Below are 16,633 nucleotides of genomic sequence, written 5' to 3'. Positions count from 1 at the left end.
GACCGTGTCTGACAAGAATATTGCTGCGATCCCATCTGTTTGGAATACCGTCAAGACCGACCGCTTTCTGGTCGGCGCTCCCCATTATCCCGAGCATGTCGACGAGAGCTATTGGGAGCGCGATGCCGAGCGCATGGCGAAGGCGGGCTTCAATGTCGTGCGAATGGCGGAATTCGCCTGGCACATTCTCGAGCCCAGGCTTGGCACCTTCAATTTCGATCTGTTCGACCGCGCCATAGCCATGCTCGGGCGCTACGGGATCGATACGATCATGTGCACGCCGACGGCCACTCCGCCACGCTGGCTGACCGTTGCCCACCCCGAGATCCTGCGCGTTGACGGCAAGGGCCGTCCGATGAGCCATGGATCGCGTCAACACTGCGATACGGCAAGTCCCGTATTCCGCGAACACAGCCGCCGCATCACTAAGGCCATGGCCGAACATTATCGAGACAATCGGCATGTTGTCGGCTGGCAGACCGACAATGAACTGAATACGAGCATGCCGGAGAGCTACTCGAAGGCGACATTGAGCGAATTTCAGATTTTTCTCGCCGAGAAATACGGCACCATCGGCAAGCTGAACGCTGCATGGGGCGGCGATTTCTGGGCGACTGCCTATGACAATTTCGACCAGGTCGTACTTCCGATCGAATTCGGTCCGACCTTCCCCAGTCCCGGCCATGTGCAGGATTACCACCGCTTCCTCGCATTTGCGACGGCACGGTTTCAGCACGATCAGGTCGAGATCCTGCGGGCAGCGAACCCGTCATGGTTCGTCTTCCACAATCTCGGCGGCCTGCGGGATATCGATTTTCGCGGTCAGTTCACCAAGGATCTCGATTTCGTCGGCTACGATATCTATCCGATGCTCTATGACGAGTTTCAGCGCATCGGAAATCACGCAAAGGTTCAGGCCCTGCACCTTGATATATGCCGTGGCTTTTCGGGTAACTACATCGTGCCGGAACAGCAATCCGGCTTTGGCAGTCAGCCGGGTTTCTGCACGTTGACACCGGAGCCGGGCGAACTTCGGCGTATGGCCATGTCATCGGTCGCGCATGGTGCTGACGGACTGATGTTCTTCCGCTGGCGTCCAGCCCATTTCGGTGCCGAGATCTACTGGATGGGCATCATCGACCACGACGATGTCGGTCGTCATCGCTATGACGAGGCCAAGCAGTTCGCCACTGAAATGATGGCGCTGAAGGATAAGATTCTCGGTACCTATGTGCGCATGGATGTGGGTATCGCCGGTTCGGATTTTGACAACCAGGAAGCCCATAAGACCTATTCGATTGGACTGCCAAGCCCCCAGGATGACGCGGTTCTCCTGCACCAATATTGTTACGATCGCGGCATCGCCTGCGGCTTCATTCATCCCGAGGACGATCTTTCGAAGCTGAAGCTGTTCTACGTTCCGCATTGGGTGATGTGGAAGGATGAATGGACTGAAGAACTTGAAGCCTTCGCGGAGCAGGGCGGCACGGTCGTTATCGGTGCTCGTACGGGCACGCGGGATGAGAACAATCACGTCATCAGGCAGACGGCCCCCGGCACCTCCCTTTCCAAGCTCGCAGGCGTGCGCGTCGAGGACTTCGGCCGTCTCGCAGCACCCGGCGCAAGCGGATTGTTCGACGTGATGGAGCGGTCAGGTGGCCTGGTGGTGCCACCAAACAGGCCGGCGGAATCGCAGCGCAGGACGCGCCGTTTCAAGATCGGCAACCAGGAACTGACTGCCGGACACTTCTACGAAAATCTTTCGGTCGACGCGGATACGGAGATCGTTGCCGCCTGGTCCAATCGTTATGCGGACGGTCAGCCGATGGCGACCTCGCGCAAGGTCGGCAAGGGTCAGGTCGTCTATGTCGGCACCTATCTTACGCCCGAACTGACGGCTGCACTGTCCGAACGGCTGTTCCCAACGGCAGGTGTGCAGCCGTTAGTGGACGACCTTCCGGCTGGCGTCGAGGTCACAATGCGCATGAATGACGACCGCAGGCTGCTGTTCATCCAGAACTACACCGATCAGCCGGCGAGCCTCGCCGCCGTGCCGCCAGGCAATAACCTTCTCGACAATGGAAAGGCCGTTGCCGGCGGGCTCAAGCTCGATGGCTATGGCTGCGCAGTCATCGAGTTGGAGCGCTGATCCGGTTTACGCGCGCGGATTATCGGAAAGGACACGTGGGGTCACTGCGCGGCATTCGAAGTCGAATGCCGCCGCTTCCTGCCACGGCGATATCAACGTGTCAGGTTCTCAATCGGAACCTGCAAATGAATTCGCAGCCCTTCGGGTCTCCATTCCCGAGTGATTGATCCGCTGAGCGAGCCTTCGACGGTCACCCGCTCAAGCTGCGATCCGAAGCCGGTGCTTTCCCCTGGCGCTGTAACAGCAGGGCCGCCGGTTTCCGTCCAGATCAGGCTGAGTTCGTCGTTCATCGTCACGTCGATTCTGATCTGCCCCTGCGGGAGGGAAAGCGCCCCGTATTTGATCGCGTTGGTGGCGAATTCATGTAATAGCAATGCCAGCGATGTCAGTGCGGAGCCTCCAACCGGGGCATCCGAGCCATGAATCTGTATCCGCTGCCGGTCATCCTCCCGATGAACGGCAAGAACCGCATCAAAGAGGGAAAAGAGAGTCGTCGACGGTCGGGCGGTGACATCTCCCGAAAGATCCGGCAATGTCAGATCATGAGCGCGAGCCAAAGAGACGATCCGTCTGCGCAGATTGTCGGCAAGATCTTGGGCGCTCGTAGCCGATCGCAGGCTCATCGTGATCAGCGCATTGGTGATTGCGAACACGTTCTTGATGCGATGATTCATCTCCCGCAGGAGCAGTGTCTGGCGTTCGCGCTCACGTTTGCGCTCGGAAATGTCGCGCGCGATCTTCGACGCTCCGATAATCGATCCGTCCTCGTTACGGATCGGCGATACGGTGAGGGAGACATCGACAAGGCTTCCATCCTTGCGCCGGCGCACCGTCTCATAGTGATCGATCCGTTCGCCACGACGGATTTGTCCGATGATCGTTATTTCCTCGTGAAGCCGCTCATCCGGGATCAGAATGGTGATCGGTTGGCCCATCGTTTCCGCCGCCGTAAATCCGAAGAGGCGTTCGGCGCCCCTGTTCCAGCTTGTGATGATGCCGTCAAGGGTCTTGCTGATGATCGCGTCATCGGAATTTTCGACAATGGCGGCCAGCCAGGCGTCTGCCGAAGGCGCATGCAGTCCAAATTGCTGGGTAAGATTTTCGCTCAAGCTTCTACTCTGAGTGGGTTCTTCTTCGTTCGCTGCCCCCTCGGAATCTGATGCAGATGCGGAGGCTAAAGAGTCCGTTTGGTCAGCGGCCATTGCTTTTACTTTCCCCATCGTCATCTCCCGGAAAGCATAGGTCGCAATGGACCCATCCCATCCACCTGCCGAGATAGTCATAGCAAATCTCACCGTCTCCCGACAGCCCACCCCATCAGTTGCCGTCAGGCATCGGGGCTCCCTCAGCAATCGCGCGATCTCCAGGTCGATGCGATGGGCTCTGGCGACTGACCGATTTTCTCATTTCGCTTGGGAACCTTCAATGCGGCTGTGGGTTCGAAAGCCGGATCGCGTGGAATTTATCCCTTCTGCTAATGCCCATCGCCGTCTGCGCGGTCCACCTTTCCTTTCAAAACTCGCCACGCTCAACGGAAACGTTTCGGTATATTCCATCGCGGCTATCAAATGGCGGCCTCGCGCCGGCCTCCCGCCGTTTCGATATGGCCGATCGCGATCACATTACGCCTCTCAGGGAGAGCCTTTGTCGCTTATGGACATGACAAGCGCGGATCCGGCGACTTTGGTTGCATGGATCGCCGTCAAAATGTCGAGGAGCGGGAACAATGGCGGGCCTGTCGGCTTAGACGAGTAGTCATTACAAAGAGGAGGCTGAGATGAGCACATCTCAAACGACGACGGAACACGACAAAATCCGCAATTGGGTCCAGGCCAGGAACGGTCATCCAGCCCGGGTCAAAGGGGCGAAGAAGGGCGGCATTTTGCGGATTGATTTCGGCAAGCCGGAAGAATCGCTCGAAGAGATTTCCTGGGAGGAGTTTTTCCGGATATTCGACGAGAACGAGCTCGCCTTTCTCTACCAGGATAGGACCGAAAGCGGCGATACCAGCTGGTTCACAAAATTCGTCAGCCGCCACTAAATGCAAGATCTGCGCGGATCGCGCAGGAGAGGGAAGCTATGGAAGGCGGGGATATGAAAACCGCTCCCGGTACCGGGAGCAGGATCGGAACCTATGGTCCGGGCTCAATTTAGTAAAGCGGCATGGAAAGGGCCACGGTAATCCCTAATAGCAAAAGGAGAACGTCATGGCTTTGACATTGATCAGCAAGGCCTTTGCGCAAGATCAGCCGATCCCTAGGAAATATGCGCGAGCGGGCGAGAACCTCTTTCCGCCGCTTGCCTGGAGCGGCGCTCCCGATGGAACCAGGAGCTTTGCTCTGGTTGTCGAGGACCCAGACGCTCCAAGCGGCACCTTTCGCCACTGCGGTATTGCCAACATCCCGGCGCAGTGGACCGATCTTGCCGAAAGCGCCGATACCGCGCCCGATCGAGCGCCGCGGTTCTACAAGAACGATTTCGGCAATGCGCGCTATGACGGCCCGCAGCCGCCACGCGGCGATCGTCCTCATCACTACATTTTCCGCCTTGCCGCTCTGGACGTTCCAAGGCTTTCGATCCCGGATGCTGCCGGCATAAGCGCGATGTGGACAGAGGCGAAGAAGCATGTGCTCGCGGAAGCGAGCGTCACAGGCACGTACCAGACGCAATAGCCAAAAGGAGACGACAATGCATTTGGATAGCGGGGCACAGCAATGTGTCGAGAACTGTCTGCGCTGCTACAGCGTTTGTCTGTCCACGGCGATGAACCACTGCCTGGAAGTCGGCGGCGAACATACCAAACCGCAGCATTTCAGGCTGATGATGGCGTGTGCGGAGATATGCCGCACGTCAGCACATTTCATGCTGATCGGTTCGCGTCACCATCCGCATGTCTGCCGGGAATGCTCGGAAATCTGCAGCGAATGTGCTGCCGATTGCGAGCGGATCGGCGATATGGCGGAGTGTGTCGATGCATGCCGCAAGTGCGCCGAGACCTGCCGGCAGATGGCGGCCGCGTAAGATCGCGGCTTCGCCGGAGCATAGGTGACGCGGAAATGAATGACGAGAAGAAGAGCGACCAGAAGCGCGCGGAACCTCCGACATTTGCGGCTCAGGATGTCCGTCAGGGCGAGATCATCCTGAAGCGCCGCTGGCAGCGGCTGGTTTTCATCGGCGGTCTGGTTGCATTAGTCCTCGTGATCTTGCTGTTGCGATTTGCCGGGTGAGCAGAAACACATCGGGCGCGGTGTCCCGGGCAAAGGAGATGCCTGTAATCGATGCCTGACGATTCTCGTGTTGGAAAGATGTCGTGCTTTCTGACAGAGGCAAAGCGCAGCATTCAAAGGAGAGGGGCAGTCAATCATCCACCAAGCGTAAGGGAAAGCCGGAACATGCCTCGAGTCCTGAGCCGGACAACGCCTCAAGGACGCCCTGACGAAGCCTTCATCGGTTCGCAAGAGCGACAAACTGCTCACTGATGGGTGCCGCCATGAAGTGATGACGCGTCTGCCCGTGATGTCACAAATGTCGCGGTACCTTCGATCGCTCGCGTATACCTGCAATGTCCGCCATAGGTCCGATCGACGGCTACTTCAGTTTTTCCAGCCAGTGCAGCACTGCTGCCTCGTCTTCATCCAGCCACCTTAGTATGCTGGACCTTTTCCTCACCTTCATCTTGGCGATCCTCGCCAGGCTGCCCTCTTCGAAACTTGCGAACACGCCTGGATGTATGTAGGACCCTCGGCAGACGGCCCGCGTATTCACCAGTTTCGCAGCCACCGTATCGATGATTTCGTTTATCTGCCTTGTCCGCCCTGCAGCAGTGGCGGCCGGCGGTATCGCAGCCAGCGCCGAAGCTGCCATCCGCGTGGCTCCCCAGATCCGGAATTGCCGTGAGCTGAAGTCACCTCTTGCGGCCTCGCGAATATAGGCATTGACGTCTTGCGAGCGGATCGGGTGGAGAACGCCGTTCTCGTCGAGATATTGGAACAGATGCTGGCCGGGCAGCTCCTGCAGCATTCGTATGGCGCGTATGATCCGGCGGTCGGTATAGCTCAATCGCCATTCCTTGCCGGATTTTCCCTTGAAGCGAAATTGGAGGCGCGATCCAACTAGCTTGACATGCTTGCTGCGCAAGGTCGTCAGGCCATAGGAGCCGTTTTCTATCGCATAGGCCTCGTTGCCGATGCGGATGAAAAGCTTGTCCATCAGCCAGACGACAGTGGCGAGCGCCTTTGCCAATCCGGGCTTCCTGCGGCGAAGATCGATATCGATCTGCTTGCGGATATCTGGCAGTGCGCGAGCGAACTCCACAAGCTGCGCGAATTTTTCCCGATCGCGCTCGGCGATCCAATCCGGATGGTAGCGATACTGTTTCCGGCCCCTAGCATCGCGGCCGACCGCCTGCAGATGCGATCTCGGATCTGGCGAAATGATGACGTCAGTATAGGCAGGGGGAATAGCGAGCGCGGAAAAGCGGTCGAGTTCCGTCTCATCGGTGATCCGGTTTCCCTGCTGGTCGTAGTAGAGGAAGCCTCTCCGGCCTTTCCTGCGGGTAATACCGCTGTCTAATGCGGCAAGGTAAACGATTCCCGGCCGGATGGCTGGCGAAGATTTTGAACTGGCTGTCTTTGACTGGATCTGGCCGGCGGCAACCGGCGACCGTCCTTGTGCGAGCTTGGTTCCCGTGCATGCCGTGTCGGTATCGCTGCCACCGTTGCTTGGTTCCGGTTCTAATTGCAGTCCGCTCTCAGTCATCGCCCTTTTGCTTCAGTGCGTCGGAAACCTTCCGCTTGCGCGGATGATTGATGTTCTCGTCATTGGCGTCTCGCGCTGCTTCCCCGCCATCCTTGGCAGGAAGATAGCCGGCGGGCTTGGAACCGGCCGGGCCTTCCCATCTCGGAGACTGGTCGGTCGTTCCCGGCGCGCCGCTACGTGGTTGCTGATGCTTCATCGCTGATCTCCTCTCGAACATGACGGCGTTTCGCCGATCCCACCGTCGGGTGAGCAGCGCTCCATGATCCCGACTTGGTGAATGTAACCCATGGCCCGAATAGATTGTTCCATCGGTCGACGAAGGCGGGAACGTGCGGGTGGTTGCGGATCAAAACCGCCGGCGGCGGGGCGGGAACTTTCGTTCTGACTCCGCGTTTGACCCCGTTATACAGACAACTCAGGGGAATTCGGTGGCGCAGATTTTCACGGCTTCTGCTGATACCAGACTGCGCGCCTTCCTGCTCGCCGCCGCCATTCTGATATTTCTTCTGGTGCTCTTTGTGGGCGGCTATGCGAGTTCCAGCTATGGAACTCTGATCGGCTGGGTCCAGGATCAGCCCATTCCCTTCAGCCACGAGCATCACGTCGCCGGACTCGGCATCGACTGTCGTTATTGCCACACGTCGGTCGAAACGAGCGCACGTGCCGGTTTGCCGGCAACGCATATCTGCATGAGCTGTCATTCGCAGATATGGACCGGCGCGCCCATGCTGGCGGCCGTCAGGTACAGTCTGACGGCGAATGTGCCGCTGCAATGGAATCGTGTGTCGCGGCTGCCGGACTATGTCTATTTCAATCATTCGATCCATGTTGCCCGTGGCGTTCCTTGCGTCACCTGCCATGGCCGCGTCGATCAGATGCCGCTGATGTCGCGTGCACAACCCTTTCAGATGCAGTGGTGTTTGGGCTGTCATCGAAACCCCGCGCCGAACCTCCGCCCGCCTGATGAGGTGACGCGCATGGACTGGTCCGACTGGGACGCTCATCCCGAACAACACAAGGATTTTGGCGCGCTCGTGGTGAAAGCCTACGGCATTGAGCCGGCCAAGCTTGTCCAATGCAACATCTGTCACAGGTGATTTGATGGCCAACCGCCCATCCTCCAGGGAGGCAATCCGCAAGCGGCTCGCCGGCAAGGCGGGGCGGCATTTCCAGTCGGTTTTGGAAGAGCTCTCCGAAACGGAGGCTTTCAAACGGTTCGCAAGGGAAGAGTTTCCGGCGCTTCATAGCCGCCCAATTAGCCTCGATCGCCGTTCACTGCTGAAGGTCATGGGCGCATCGCTCGCCCTTGCAGGCCTATCGGCCTGCAAGGGCGAGGCGGACGAAACGGCGTTTCCTTATGTCGAGGCTCCCGAGGGGGTCACGGTCGGCGTGGCGAAATGGTATGCGACATCCGTTACCTTTGCCGGCTATGCGCAGCCGGTTCTCGGCAAGACGTTTACCGGCCGCCCTGTCAAATTGGAAGGCAATCCGGATCATACCGCATCGAAGGGGACAACGGATGCTTTCACCCAGGCAGCTCTTCTCAGCCTCTACGATCCGGGCCGTTCGCAAACCCCGCTTCATTTCGGCAAACCGGTGGACTGGAGCACCTTCGATGTGGAGATGGTCGCGAATGCGAACAGGTTGGACAAGGTGCATGGGGAAGGCTTCCGTCTGCTGACAGGTCCCGTCAGCTCGCCAACCATGCTTCGGCAGATAGATGTGATGATGCAGCGCTGGCCGCAGGCGCGCTGGCACGTCTGCGATCCGGTCTCGGACGCGCTTCGGCTCGCAGCGACCGCCCAAGTGTTCGGCCGGCCCTTGGTCATGCATCCGGCCTTCGATACCGCCGAGACGATCGTCAGCCTCGATGACGACTTTCTCGGCCCTGGTCCAAGGCAGACGGTCAACGCGCGCCTCTTTGCCGATCGCCGCCGATTGCGTCAGGCCCGACAGGGGCAATCCCGCCTCTTCGTCGCGGAACCCACTCCCTCGACGACCGGCTCCGTTGCGGACATGCGGCTCGTCGCATCCGTCTCGATGATGGATCGCCTGCTGCGGGCGCTCGGGAGGCGGATCGGAGTGGAAGGTCTCGGCGACGTCGATCTCTCTGAAAGGGAACGTCGATGGATCGATGCCGCCTCGGATGCGCTCAAAGCCTCACCGCATAATGCATTGCTTCTCGTCGGCGCACACTACGATCAGAATATCCAGGCGCTTGGACTGCTGCTGAATGAAAAGCTCGGAAGCCTCGGCACCACACTGCGCTTCTCCGACCCTCTCATTGCGATGCCGCCGGACGGTGCACAATCGCTCGAGGTTTTGGCCGCGGATATGCAGGCGGGCAAAGTCTCGACGCTTGCGATCATCGGCACCGATCCCGCCTATATGGCGCCGGCTGATCTCGATTTCCGCAAGGCTTTGGGAAAGGTGAGGCTCTGCATCCATGCGGGACTGCATGTCGAAGAGACTGCCTCCTTCTGCCAATGGCATGTCCCGCTTCAGCACGATCTCGAAAGCTGGAGTGATGCACGCGCGGTCGACGGCGCGATCAGCCTCGTTCAACCGCTCGTCCGGCCGTTCTACGACGTGCGTTCGGCGCATGTGGTGCTGGAAAACTTGATGGGACGCTCGTCGTTGGATCGGGATGTCGTGCAACAGACCTGGAAGACTGCATGGGGAGCCGATTTCGACAGTCGCTGGCGCGGCAGTCTCAACCGGGGCTTCGTGGAGGCCAGCGCGCCGCCGCTCATCGCGCCGCCGATCACAGACCGAAAAATTCCCGCCTCTGCCGATGCTGCCGATGCTGCCGATGCTCTGACGCTTGTCATCCGCCCCGACGCCGGCGTCTGGGACGGCACGCTTTCGGAGAACGCCTGGGCACAGGAGACGCCCCGGCCGCTGACCAAGATCACCTGGGGCAATGTTATTCTCATCAGCCCACAGGTTGCGGCTGAAAGAGGGCTGAAGAATGGTGACGAGGTTCGGCTGGCGGTAGACGCCGTTTCGATGACCGGTCCGGTGTGGATCATGCCTGGTCAGGAAGCGCATACGCTCACGGTCACGCTGGGTTATGGCCGAAAATTGAAGGACTCGATCGCCGCGAATCTCGGTTACGATGCTTACCCGCTGCAGCAAGCGAACGAGCTTTGGCACCGGAGCAATGTCGGGATCGAGCCGACAGGTAAGACGCTGACAGTCGCGACGACGCAAGTGAACCAGGCGATGGATGGCTTCGATTTCGTCCGCAGCGTGGATGTCAGCCAGCTCGACCCGCAATCGCGAAAGCACGACAAGAAGGAACAGCCCTCATTCTATCCGGACAAGCCGAAATCCGACCCTTCCTGGGGAATGTCGATCGACCTTGATCTCTGCATCGGCTGCAATGCCTGTGTGACCGCCTGTCAGGCCGAAAACAATATTCCGGTCGTCGGCAAGGAATTGATCGCCGAAGGCCGGCAAATGCATTGGATTCGCATCGATCATTACTATGAAGGCGATGTCACGGAGCCGAAATCCTATTTCGAGCCAGTTCCTTGCATGCATTGTGAGCAGGCCCCTTGTGAAATGGGCTGCCCTGTCAACGCCGCCGTCCACAGCATCGACGGGCTGAACCTCCAAGTTTATAACCGGTGCATCGGCACACGCACCTGCTCGTCCTATTGCCCCTACAAAGTCCGCCGTTTCAACTGGTTCGACTACACCGGAAACGATGCGGAATCCGTGAAGGCCATGCGCAATCCGGATGTGACCGTCCGAAGCCGCGGTGTCATGGAGAAATGCACATACTGCGTACAGCGCATCGCCGAAGCCCGCATTACTGCCGATAAGGAGGGTCGGCCGATCCGCGACGGCGAGATCGTCACCGCCTGCCAGCAAGCCTGTCCAACTCAGGCGATCGTGTTCGGCAATGTCGCCGATCCCAATTCCGCCGTCAGCCGCCGCAAGGCCGGATCGCGCGATTATACGTTGCTTGAGGAGGTCAATACCCGACCCCGGACCACCTATCTTGCCCGCATCGAGGACAAGAGCATCCTCCCGAAGGAGGCCACGGGATGAGCGATGCAACGGCAGGTCGCAACGCCGCGGCCACGGCGAAGATCACCCGGATTCCACTAAAATATCCAGCCCCGAGGGCATGGTGGGTCTGCTTTTTGATGTCTCTACTGCTGCTTGCAAGCTTCGTCGTTTCGGCAGCCGTCCTGCTCACCTATGGCGTCGGCGTCTGGGGAAACAATATTCCCGTCAATTGGGGATTGGCGATTGCCAACTACATCTGGTTTCTCGGCATCGGACATGCGGGCACGCTGATCTCGGCGTTGCTTCTGCTTCTCAGTGCCCATTGGCGCAACTCGCTGAATCGCTTCGCCGAGGCGATGACCCTTTTTGCCGTCATCTGCGCGGGTCTCTATCCGATCCTGCATCTCGGGCGTCCCTGGTTCTTCTATTGGATCGCGCCCTATCCGAACACCATGACGATTTCGCCACAATTCAAAAGCCCTTTGAGCTGGGATTTCTTCGCCGTGCTCACCTATCTCACCGTTTCGATTCTCTTCTGGTATATTGGAATCGTCCCCGATCTCGCCACCGTCCGAGACCGGGCAAAAAAACGCTGGCAGCAGGTATTCTACGGCCTCGCAGCACTTGGCTGGCGCGGTTCGGCCAGGCATTGGGCACGCTGGAACCAGTCCTATCGACTGACCGCCGCCATTGCGGTGCCTCTGGTGGTTTCGGTCCACTCCGAGGTTTCGCTGCTTTTTGCGGCCGGGCCGATACCCGGTTGGACATCGACGGTCTTCCCGCCATATTTCGTGCTTGGTGCCGCCTTTTCCGGTTTTGCCGTCGTGGCGATGATTGCCGTCACGCTGCGCCATGCATTGGGACTTGGCGATCTCGTCACCAGCCGCCATCTCGATCTTCTCGGATGCTTTATGCTGGCGACGGGATTGATGACGGCCTACGGCTATGTGGCGGAAGTCTTCGACAGCCTTTATGGCGGCGATCTGCAGGACGTCGGCACGATGATGGATCGGCTGACCGGCGCCTATGCCTTCAGCTACTGGGGCGCCGTCATCCTCAATTTCGTGCCGCTGCAGCTTTTATGGTTCGGCACCGTTCGCCGTCAGCCGGTCATTCTGTTCCTGATCGGCCTTTCGGTTACCGTCGGCATGTGGTTCGAGCGCTATATGCTGCTGACGACGTCGCTCTATCGCGATTATCTCGTCTCCTCCTGGGGCGTCTACCATCCAAGCATCTGGGAGTGGGGTCTTTTTGCCGGCATGCTCGGCGTTTTCTTCACGCCCTTCCTGTTGTTCGTGCGCTTCCTGCCGGTCATCTCGGCCTTCGAAGTCAAAGAGGCGCTCAGGGAAACGGGGGATTTGAGCCATGCGTGAACCGAGTCCGGAAAGTGCGGTGTTCGGTCTGCTCGCCGAGTTCGACAGGCCAGAGCGGTTGGTGGAGGGCGTGAAGCGCGCACGCAAGGCCGGCTTTCGTGCCTTGGACGCCTATTCGCCCTATCCGGTGCAGGAACTGACCGAAGTGCTGGCTATTAACGAAAATATCGTGCCCTGGCTGACCCTTGCTGGGGGAATAGTCGGCGCCGCCATCGGCTATGGCCTTCAGGTCTACACTAATCATGCCTATCAGATCGATATCGGCGGACGCCCGCTCTATGCCTGGCAGTCCTTCATGCTGATCACCTTCGAGCTGACCGTGCTCTTCTCGGTGCTGTTTACGGTTTTCGGCATGCTTCTGCTGAACCGGCTGCCACGCCTTCACCATCCGCTGTTCGATGTCGAGGCCTTTCATCTGGCGAGCTCGGACAAGTTCTTTCTCGTCCTTTTCAGCAACGATGCGCGGTTCCATCTGAAACGCACGAGGGCTTTTCTGGACGGCCTCGATCCGGTGCGCGTCGAAGCCGTAGAACATACGGAGCAACCGGAATGAGAAGCGCGCCGCTCTATCTCGTGCCCGTTCTATTGCTCGCAGGCTGCGACAACATGAACCATCAGCCGCGCTACGATTCCTATGAAAAGAGTTCGCTCTTTGCCGATGGCAAGGCGCTGCAAGCACCGCCACAGGGGACGGTCGCGCGCGACGATGCCCGAGAGGACGCTGCCCTTGCAAATCGTCCGATGATTACGACCGAATTGCTGCAGCGTGGGCAGGAGCGCTTCGGCATCTATTGCACCCCCTGCCACGACACCGATGGCGATGGCAATGGGACAGTGCCGGCGCGTGGCTTTCCGCATCCGCCGAGTTTCCATATCGACCGGCTGCGCAATGCGCCCTCGCGCTATTTCGTCGATGTCATGACCAACGGCCATGGTGTGATGTATTCCTATGCCGACAGGGTTTCTCCGGCTGACCGCTGGGCGATCGCAGCCTATATCCGTGCGCTGCAGCTTAGCCGAAATGCCCCTGTTGCCACTCTCCCACCGGAAGATCGAGCGCGGTTGGAAGGGACGGGATCATGAGCCGCGTCGAAGCCCTGCCGACCAACTTGCTCGCCATAAGCGGTATCGTCTTTTGCCTGATGGCGCTGGCGATGACGCTGTTCTCGCCCCAAGCCGCATTGATCGGCTGGCTGGCGGCCCTTGTTTTTATGAGCGCACTGCCGCTCGGCGCCCTCTGCCTGACGATGATGATGCGCATCATCCCCGGCATCTGGCGCGACGAGCTTCTTACTGTCGCGGAGCCGGCGCTGCTGCTGGTGCCGCTCGTTCTCCTCGCCTCGCTGCCGATCATGATCGGCCTCCCCTGGACCTATGAATGGGCGCGAGGGGCTCCGCTTGGAGCTTTCAAGAAGGTCTATCTGACGCCGCTTTTCTTCGATATTCGCACCCTGGCGATCCTTTCAGGCGCCTGCTGGCTCGCATGGGCGCTGGTCACGAGGCCGCGCCGTTCCCTGCCGCTGGCGGCGATGGGACTCATCGCCTTCGTGTTGTTGCATGGGTTGCTGTCGGTCGACTGGTTGATGTCGCTCGATCCTCAGTTCCATTCCTCCGGCTTCGGCCTCTATATACTGGCGGGCCAGATGCTGACGGCGCTGTCGCTTCTGCTCATTCTCCGGCTATCGGCCGGCCCCGTCGGCAGGCCTGGTGTGCTCGGCGCTCTGCTGCTGACCGCGATCCTCTTCTGGGTCTATCTCGCCTTCATGCAATATTTCATCATCTGGTCGGGCAATCTTCCAAAGGGAGTTGCCTGGTATCAGCGGCGCGGCGACGGCATTTGGGCGGTTGCCGAATATCTATTCACGCTGTTGCACCTTCTGCCGCTGCTGCTGTTGTTTTTTCCGCCAGTCCGCACGTCTCCGGCATGGCTGATCACGCTGTCGCTTGCTGTGCTCATTGGCGCGCTGCTGGAATATGCCTGGCTGACGATGCCGCAGTTGACGGGGCATCTTGGGCCCGCAATCACGGCCTATCTCCTTTCACTGATCGGTTTCACGCAGATTGGCCTCGCGATCCTTTCCCGCTCGACCATCCTGCTTGCGCGATTGAGGTCGAGCTATCAGGCAGAGGTCTCGCGATGAGCCCGAACTTTCGCAGACGGCGGCAACGAACGAAGACAAAGCCGGCTTATGAGGCGCGCGACGTCTCGCCACGCATCATCCTGTCGTGGACTTCAGCGCTCTTCATTGGTGTGGGGCTATCGATCCTGATTGCCTTCGGCATTCTTCGCCGGGTCGAGCCTGCGGCACAGTCCTCTCTCACGAACACCCAAACCCAGGAACGAAACGGTCCTCGTCTCGAAGTTTCTCCCTCTGCCGATCGCCATGCGTTGCAGCTTGAAGCCCAGAGTCGGCTGCAAGGTTATGGCTGGAACGACAGGGCGGCGCAGACAGCACATATTCCGATCGATCGCGCTATGGCAATTCTCGCCGCCCGCGGTTGGCCGGATCAGGACAATGGGGAGGCGGTCAAGCGATGATGCGCCATGTACTGCCACTCGCGTTCGCGTTGCTGGGCTTTGCCGTCGGTCAGGCCGCGGCGGCACCCTTCGATCCATTTGCCGTCACCGGTATCGAACACAAGTCGGATGCGAAAATTCCGCTCGATCGGCCTTTCACGGACGAGGGAGGCCATCGGGTGACGCTGCGCGGACTTGCCGGCGACAAGCCGATCCTGCTGGCACCGGTCCTGCACAATTGCCCGAACATCTGCGGGGTGACCTTGTCGGGCCTCATGGAGGCGGTAAAGGAGCAGCCGTTCCGGCCGCCTGGTGATTTCACCATCATCGCTTTCGGCATCGATCCCCGCGAAGGGCCCAGGGACGCGCAAAACTCACTCGATCAATTGCGCGGTCGCTTTCCCTCGCTGACCGCTGGGGGTGTGCATGCGCTGACAGGCACGGCCTCCGATATCCATGCCGTGACGGATGCACTCGGCTATCGCTACGCCTGGGACCCCAACATCGGTCAATATGCGCATGACGCAGCCGTCGCCGCCCTGACACCGGATGGGCGATTGAGCCGCTGGCTCTATGGGCTTTCGCCTGAGGGTAATGATCTGAAGCTGGCGTTGACGGAGGCGGGGCAGGGGCAGATCGGGAGTTGGGGCGATCAGCTCCTGCTGCTTTGCTACCATTATGATCCGGCCACCGGACGGTACTCTTCGCTCATTCACATGGCCCTGCAGATGGCCTGTGGGGTGACGGTGCTGGCCGGCGGCGGGCTGTTCGGATTTGCCCTCCTGTGCGAGAGACGACGTGAGAAGGCATCGGCCAAGGGGAGGGAAAATTGACTTTCATCCCCCTTTGGCCTCAGAGCGTTTCCGATTACAGCCATCAGGTGGATCTGCTGGTGATCGCTTTCACGGTACTGATCGTGGCCCTCTCGGCACCGGTCTTCATCCTGATCGTCGTCTTCGCGGTCAAATACCGACGCGGCAGGCCGGCGGACCGGAAACATTCTCCAAACCGGAACATCCCGCTCGAAATCTCCTGGTCCGTTATTCCGTTCGTCGCGCTGGTGGGCTTCTATGTCTGGTCGACCGAATTGTTCGCAACGCTACGTCATGCTCCGGCCGATGCATTGCAGATCGACGTCGTCGCCAAGCAATGGATGTGGAAATTCCAGCATCCGCAGGGCCAAGCCGAAATCAACGAGCTTCATGTGCCGGCTGGAGAGCCGGTCAAGCTTACGATGGCCTCTCAGGACGTGATCCATAGCCTCTTCATTCCCGCCTTGCGTATCAAGCAGGATGTGGTACCGGGCCGCTACACGACGAGTTGGTTCACCGCCGACAAGCCAGGCACCTACCGCATCGCCTGCTCGCAATATTGCGGCAGCAACCATTCCGAAATGACGGGCAGCTTCGTCGTTATGAAGCCGGCGGATTATGCCAAATGGTTGAGTCAATCCTCCAACGATCAAACGCTCGCGGCGGAAGGAGCGGCACTTTTCCGCAGCCGTGGTTGCAGCGGTTGCCATGATCCCGCGTCGACCGTGCATGCACCTTCGCTGGTGGGACTCTATGGCAATCCGGTGCCACTACAGTCCGGTGAGGTCGTGATCGCCGACGATGAATATATCCGCGACAGTATTCTTCTACCGCAGTCTCAGATCGCGGCCGGGTATCAGCCGATCATGCCGACCTTCCAGAACGTGCTCAGCGAAGAGGATGTCCTGAAGATCGTTGCTTATATCAAGTCATTGCAGCCAGGGGAGGCGACCCAGTGACGATCACCAGGGAACAGCGCCCGAACCCCGCCAATCTCGATGAC

17 protein-coding genes are annotated in these 16,633 nt (G+C 59.3%); 14 read left to right on the top strand and 3 right to left on the bottom strand.

Features of this window, described 5'->3' with window-relative positions; translation table 11 throughout:
• Positions 1 to 4 precede the first annotated feature (4 nt).
• Positions 5 to 2,149: a beta-galactosidase gene (locus QA646_RS23130; RefSeq protein ID WP_283059077.1), complete on the top strand. Its 2,145-nt coding sequence runs from the start codon at positions 5 to 7 to the stop codon at positions 2,147 to 2,149.
• Between the two features lie 92 nt (positions 2,150 to 2,241).
• On the opposite strand, the gene QA646_RS23125 is transcribed toward QA646_RS23130, so the two are convergent.
• Complete coding sequence (locus QA646_RS23125; protein WP_283059076.1) at positions 2,242 to 3,258, bottom strand: PAS domain S-box protein; 1,017 nt, start codon at positions 3,256 to 3,258, stop codon at positions 2,242 to 2,244.
• A 668-nt stretch (positions 3,259 to 3,926) separates the two neighbouring features.
• On the opposite strand from QA646_RS23125, the gene QA646_RS23120 reads away from it, so the two are divergent.
• The 4 genes from QA646_RS23120 (at position 3,927) to QA646_RS23105 (ending at position 5,376) form a co-directional block, all read left to right on the top strand.
• Complete coding sequence (locus QA646_RS23120) at positions 3,927 to 4,190, top strand: hypothetical protein (protein WP_283059075.1); 264 nt, start codon at positions 3,927 to 3,929, stop codon at positions 4,188 to 4,190.
• A gap of 166 nt (positions 4,191 to 4,356) precedes the next feature.
• Positions 4,357 to 4,821, top strand: a complete 465-nt coding sequence (locus tag QA646_RS23115; RefSeq protein ID WP_283059074.1) for a YbhB/YbcL family Raf kinase inhibitor-like protein — start codon at positions 4,357 to 4,359, stop codon at positions 4,819 to 4,821.
• Between the two features lie 16 nt (positions 4,822 to 4,837).
• Positions 4,838 to 5,170: a four-helix bundle copper-binding protein gene (locus tag QA646_RS23110; RefSeq protein ID WP_283059073.1), complete on the top strand. Its 333-nt coding sequence runs from the start codon at positions 4,838 to 4,840 to the stop codon at positions 5,168 to 5,170.
• Between the two features lie 35 nt (positions 5,171 to 5,205).
• Positions 5,206 to 5,376: a hypothetical protein gene (locus QA646_RS23105; RefSeq protein ID WP_283059072.1), complete on the top strand. Its 171-nt coding sequence runs from the start codon at positions 5,206 to 5,208 to the stop codon at positions 5,374 to 5,376.
• A gap of 361 nt (positions 5,377 to 5,737) precedes the next feature.
• On the opposite strand, the gene QA646_RS23100 is transcribed toward QA646_RS23105, so the two are convergent.
• Together QA646_RS23100 and QA646_RS23095 are read right to left on the bottom strand one after the other, a co-directional pair.
• Positions 5,738 to 6,907 carry a DNA topoisomerase IB gene (locus QA646_RS23100; RefSeq protein WP_283059071.1) on the bottom strand — a complete coding sequence of 390 codons (1,170 nt, stop codon included), beginning with the start codon at positions 6,905 to 6,907 and terminating at the stop codon, positions 5,738 to 5,740.
• Positions 6,900 to 7,103, bottom strand: a complete 204-nt coding sequence (locus QA646_RS23095) for a hypothetical protein (RefSeq protein WP_283059070.1) — start codon at positions 7,101 to 7,103, stop codon at positions 6,900 to 6,902. Before QA646_RS23095 ends, QA646_RS23100 begins: the two co-directional genes overlap by 8 nt.
• A 232-nt stretch (positions 7,104 to 7,335) precedes the next feature.
• Here QA646_RS23095 and QA646_RS23090 point away from each other — a divergent pair, with 232 nt between their 5' ends.
• From QA646_RS23090 to coxB, 9 genes are read left to right on the top strand one after another with little or no spacing between them, the layout of a single operon-like run.
• Positions 7,336 to 8,004 (top strand): cytochrome c3 family protein, encoded by a 669-nt coding sequence (locus QA646_RS23090; RefSeq protein ID WP_283059069.1) that lies wholly within the window; start codon positions 7,336 to 7,338, stop codon positions 8,002 to 8,004.
• 4 nt (positions 8,005 to 8,008) lie between these two features.
• A complete protein-coding gene (locus QA646_RS23085; protein WP_283059068.1) occupies positions 8,009 to 10,966 on the top strand; it encodes a Fe-S cluster-containing hydrogenase in 2,958 nt (985 codons plus the stop codon).
• Positions 10,963 to 12,300 carry an NrfD/PsrC family molybdoenzyme membrane anchor subunit gene (gene nrfD, locus QA646_RS23080; protein WP_283059067.1) on the top strand — a complete coding sequence of 446 codons (1,338 nt, stop codon included), beginning with the start codon at positions 10,963 to 10,965 and terminating at the stop codon, positions 12,298 to 12,300. The genes QA646_RS23085 and nrfD overlap by 4 nt, the downstream gene beginning before the upstream one ends.
• On the top strand, positions 12,293 to 12,853 hold the full coding sequence (locus QA646_RS23075) for a DUF3341 domain-containing protein (RefSeq protein ID WP_283059066.1): 561 nt from the start codon (positions 12,293 to 12,295) through the stop codon (positions 12,851 to 12,853). Before nrfD ends, QA646_RS23075 begins: the two co-directional genes overlap by 8 nt.
• Positions 12,850 to 13,383 (top strand): cytochrome c, encoded by a 534-nt coding sequence (locus QA646_RS23070; RefSeq protein ID WP_283059065.1) that lies wholly within the window; start codon positions 12,850 to 12,852, stop codon positions 13,381 to 13,383. Before QA646_RS23075 ends, QA646_RS23070 begins: the two co-directional genes overlap by 4 nt.
• A complete protein-coding gene (locus QA646_RS23065) occupies positions 13,380 to 14,441 on the top strand; it encodes a hypothetical protein (RefSeq protein WP_283059064.1) in 1,062 nt (353 codons plus the stop codon). The genes QA646_RS23070 and QA646_RS23065 overlap by 4 nt, the downstream gene beginning before the upstream one ends.
• Positions 14,438 to 14,839 carry a hypothetical protein gene (locus QA646_RS23060; protein ID WP_283059063.1) on the top strand — a complete coding sequence of 134 codons (402 nt, stop codon included), beginning with the start codon at positions 14,438 to 14,440 and terminating at the stop codon, positions 14,837 to 14,839. Before QA646_RS23065 ends, QA646_RS23060 begins: the two co-directional genes overlap by 4 nt.
• Positions 14,836 to 15,651: an SCO family protein gene (locus tag QA646_RS23055; RefSeq protein ID WP_283059062.1), complete on the top strand. Its 816-nt coding sequence runs from the start codon at positions 14,836 to 14,838 to the stop codon at positions 15,649 to 15,651. The genes QA646_RS23060 and QA646_RS23055 overlap by 4 nt, the downstream gene beginning before the upstream one ends.
• The gene (gene coxB / locus QA646_RS23050) at positions 15,648 to 16,589 is read left to right on the top strand and encodes a cytochrome c oxidase subunit II (RefSeq protein ID WP_283059061.1); all 942 of its coding nucleotides are present in this window, start codon (positions 15,648 to 15,650) and stop codon (positions 16,587 to 16,589) included. The genes QA646_RS23055 and coxB overlap by 4 nt, the downstream gene beginning before the upstream one ends.
• Positions 16,590 to 16,633: the final 44 nt, after the last annotated feature.

It is taken from the genome of Rhizobium sp. CB3090 (assembly GCF_029714285.1).
In the GTDB taxonomy this organism is placed as follows: domain Bacteria; phylum Pseudomonadota; class Alphaproteobacteria; order Rhizobiales; family Rhizobiaceae; genus Rhizobium.
Note: the sequence above shows the minus strand (reverse complement) of the source record. Positions and strands in the feature narration are given on the sequence as shown.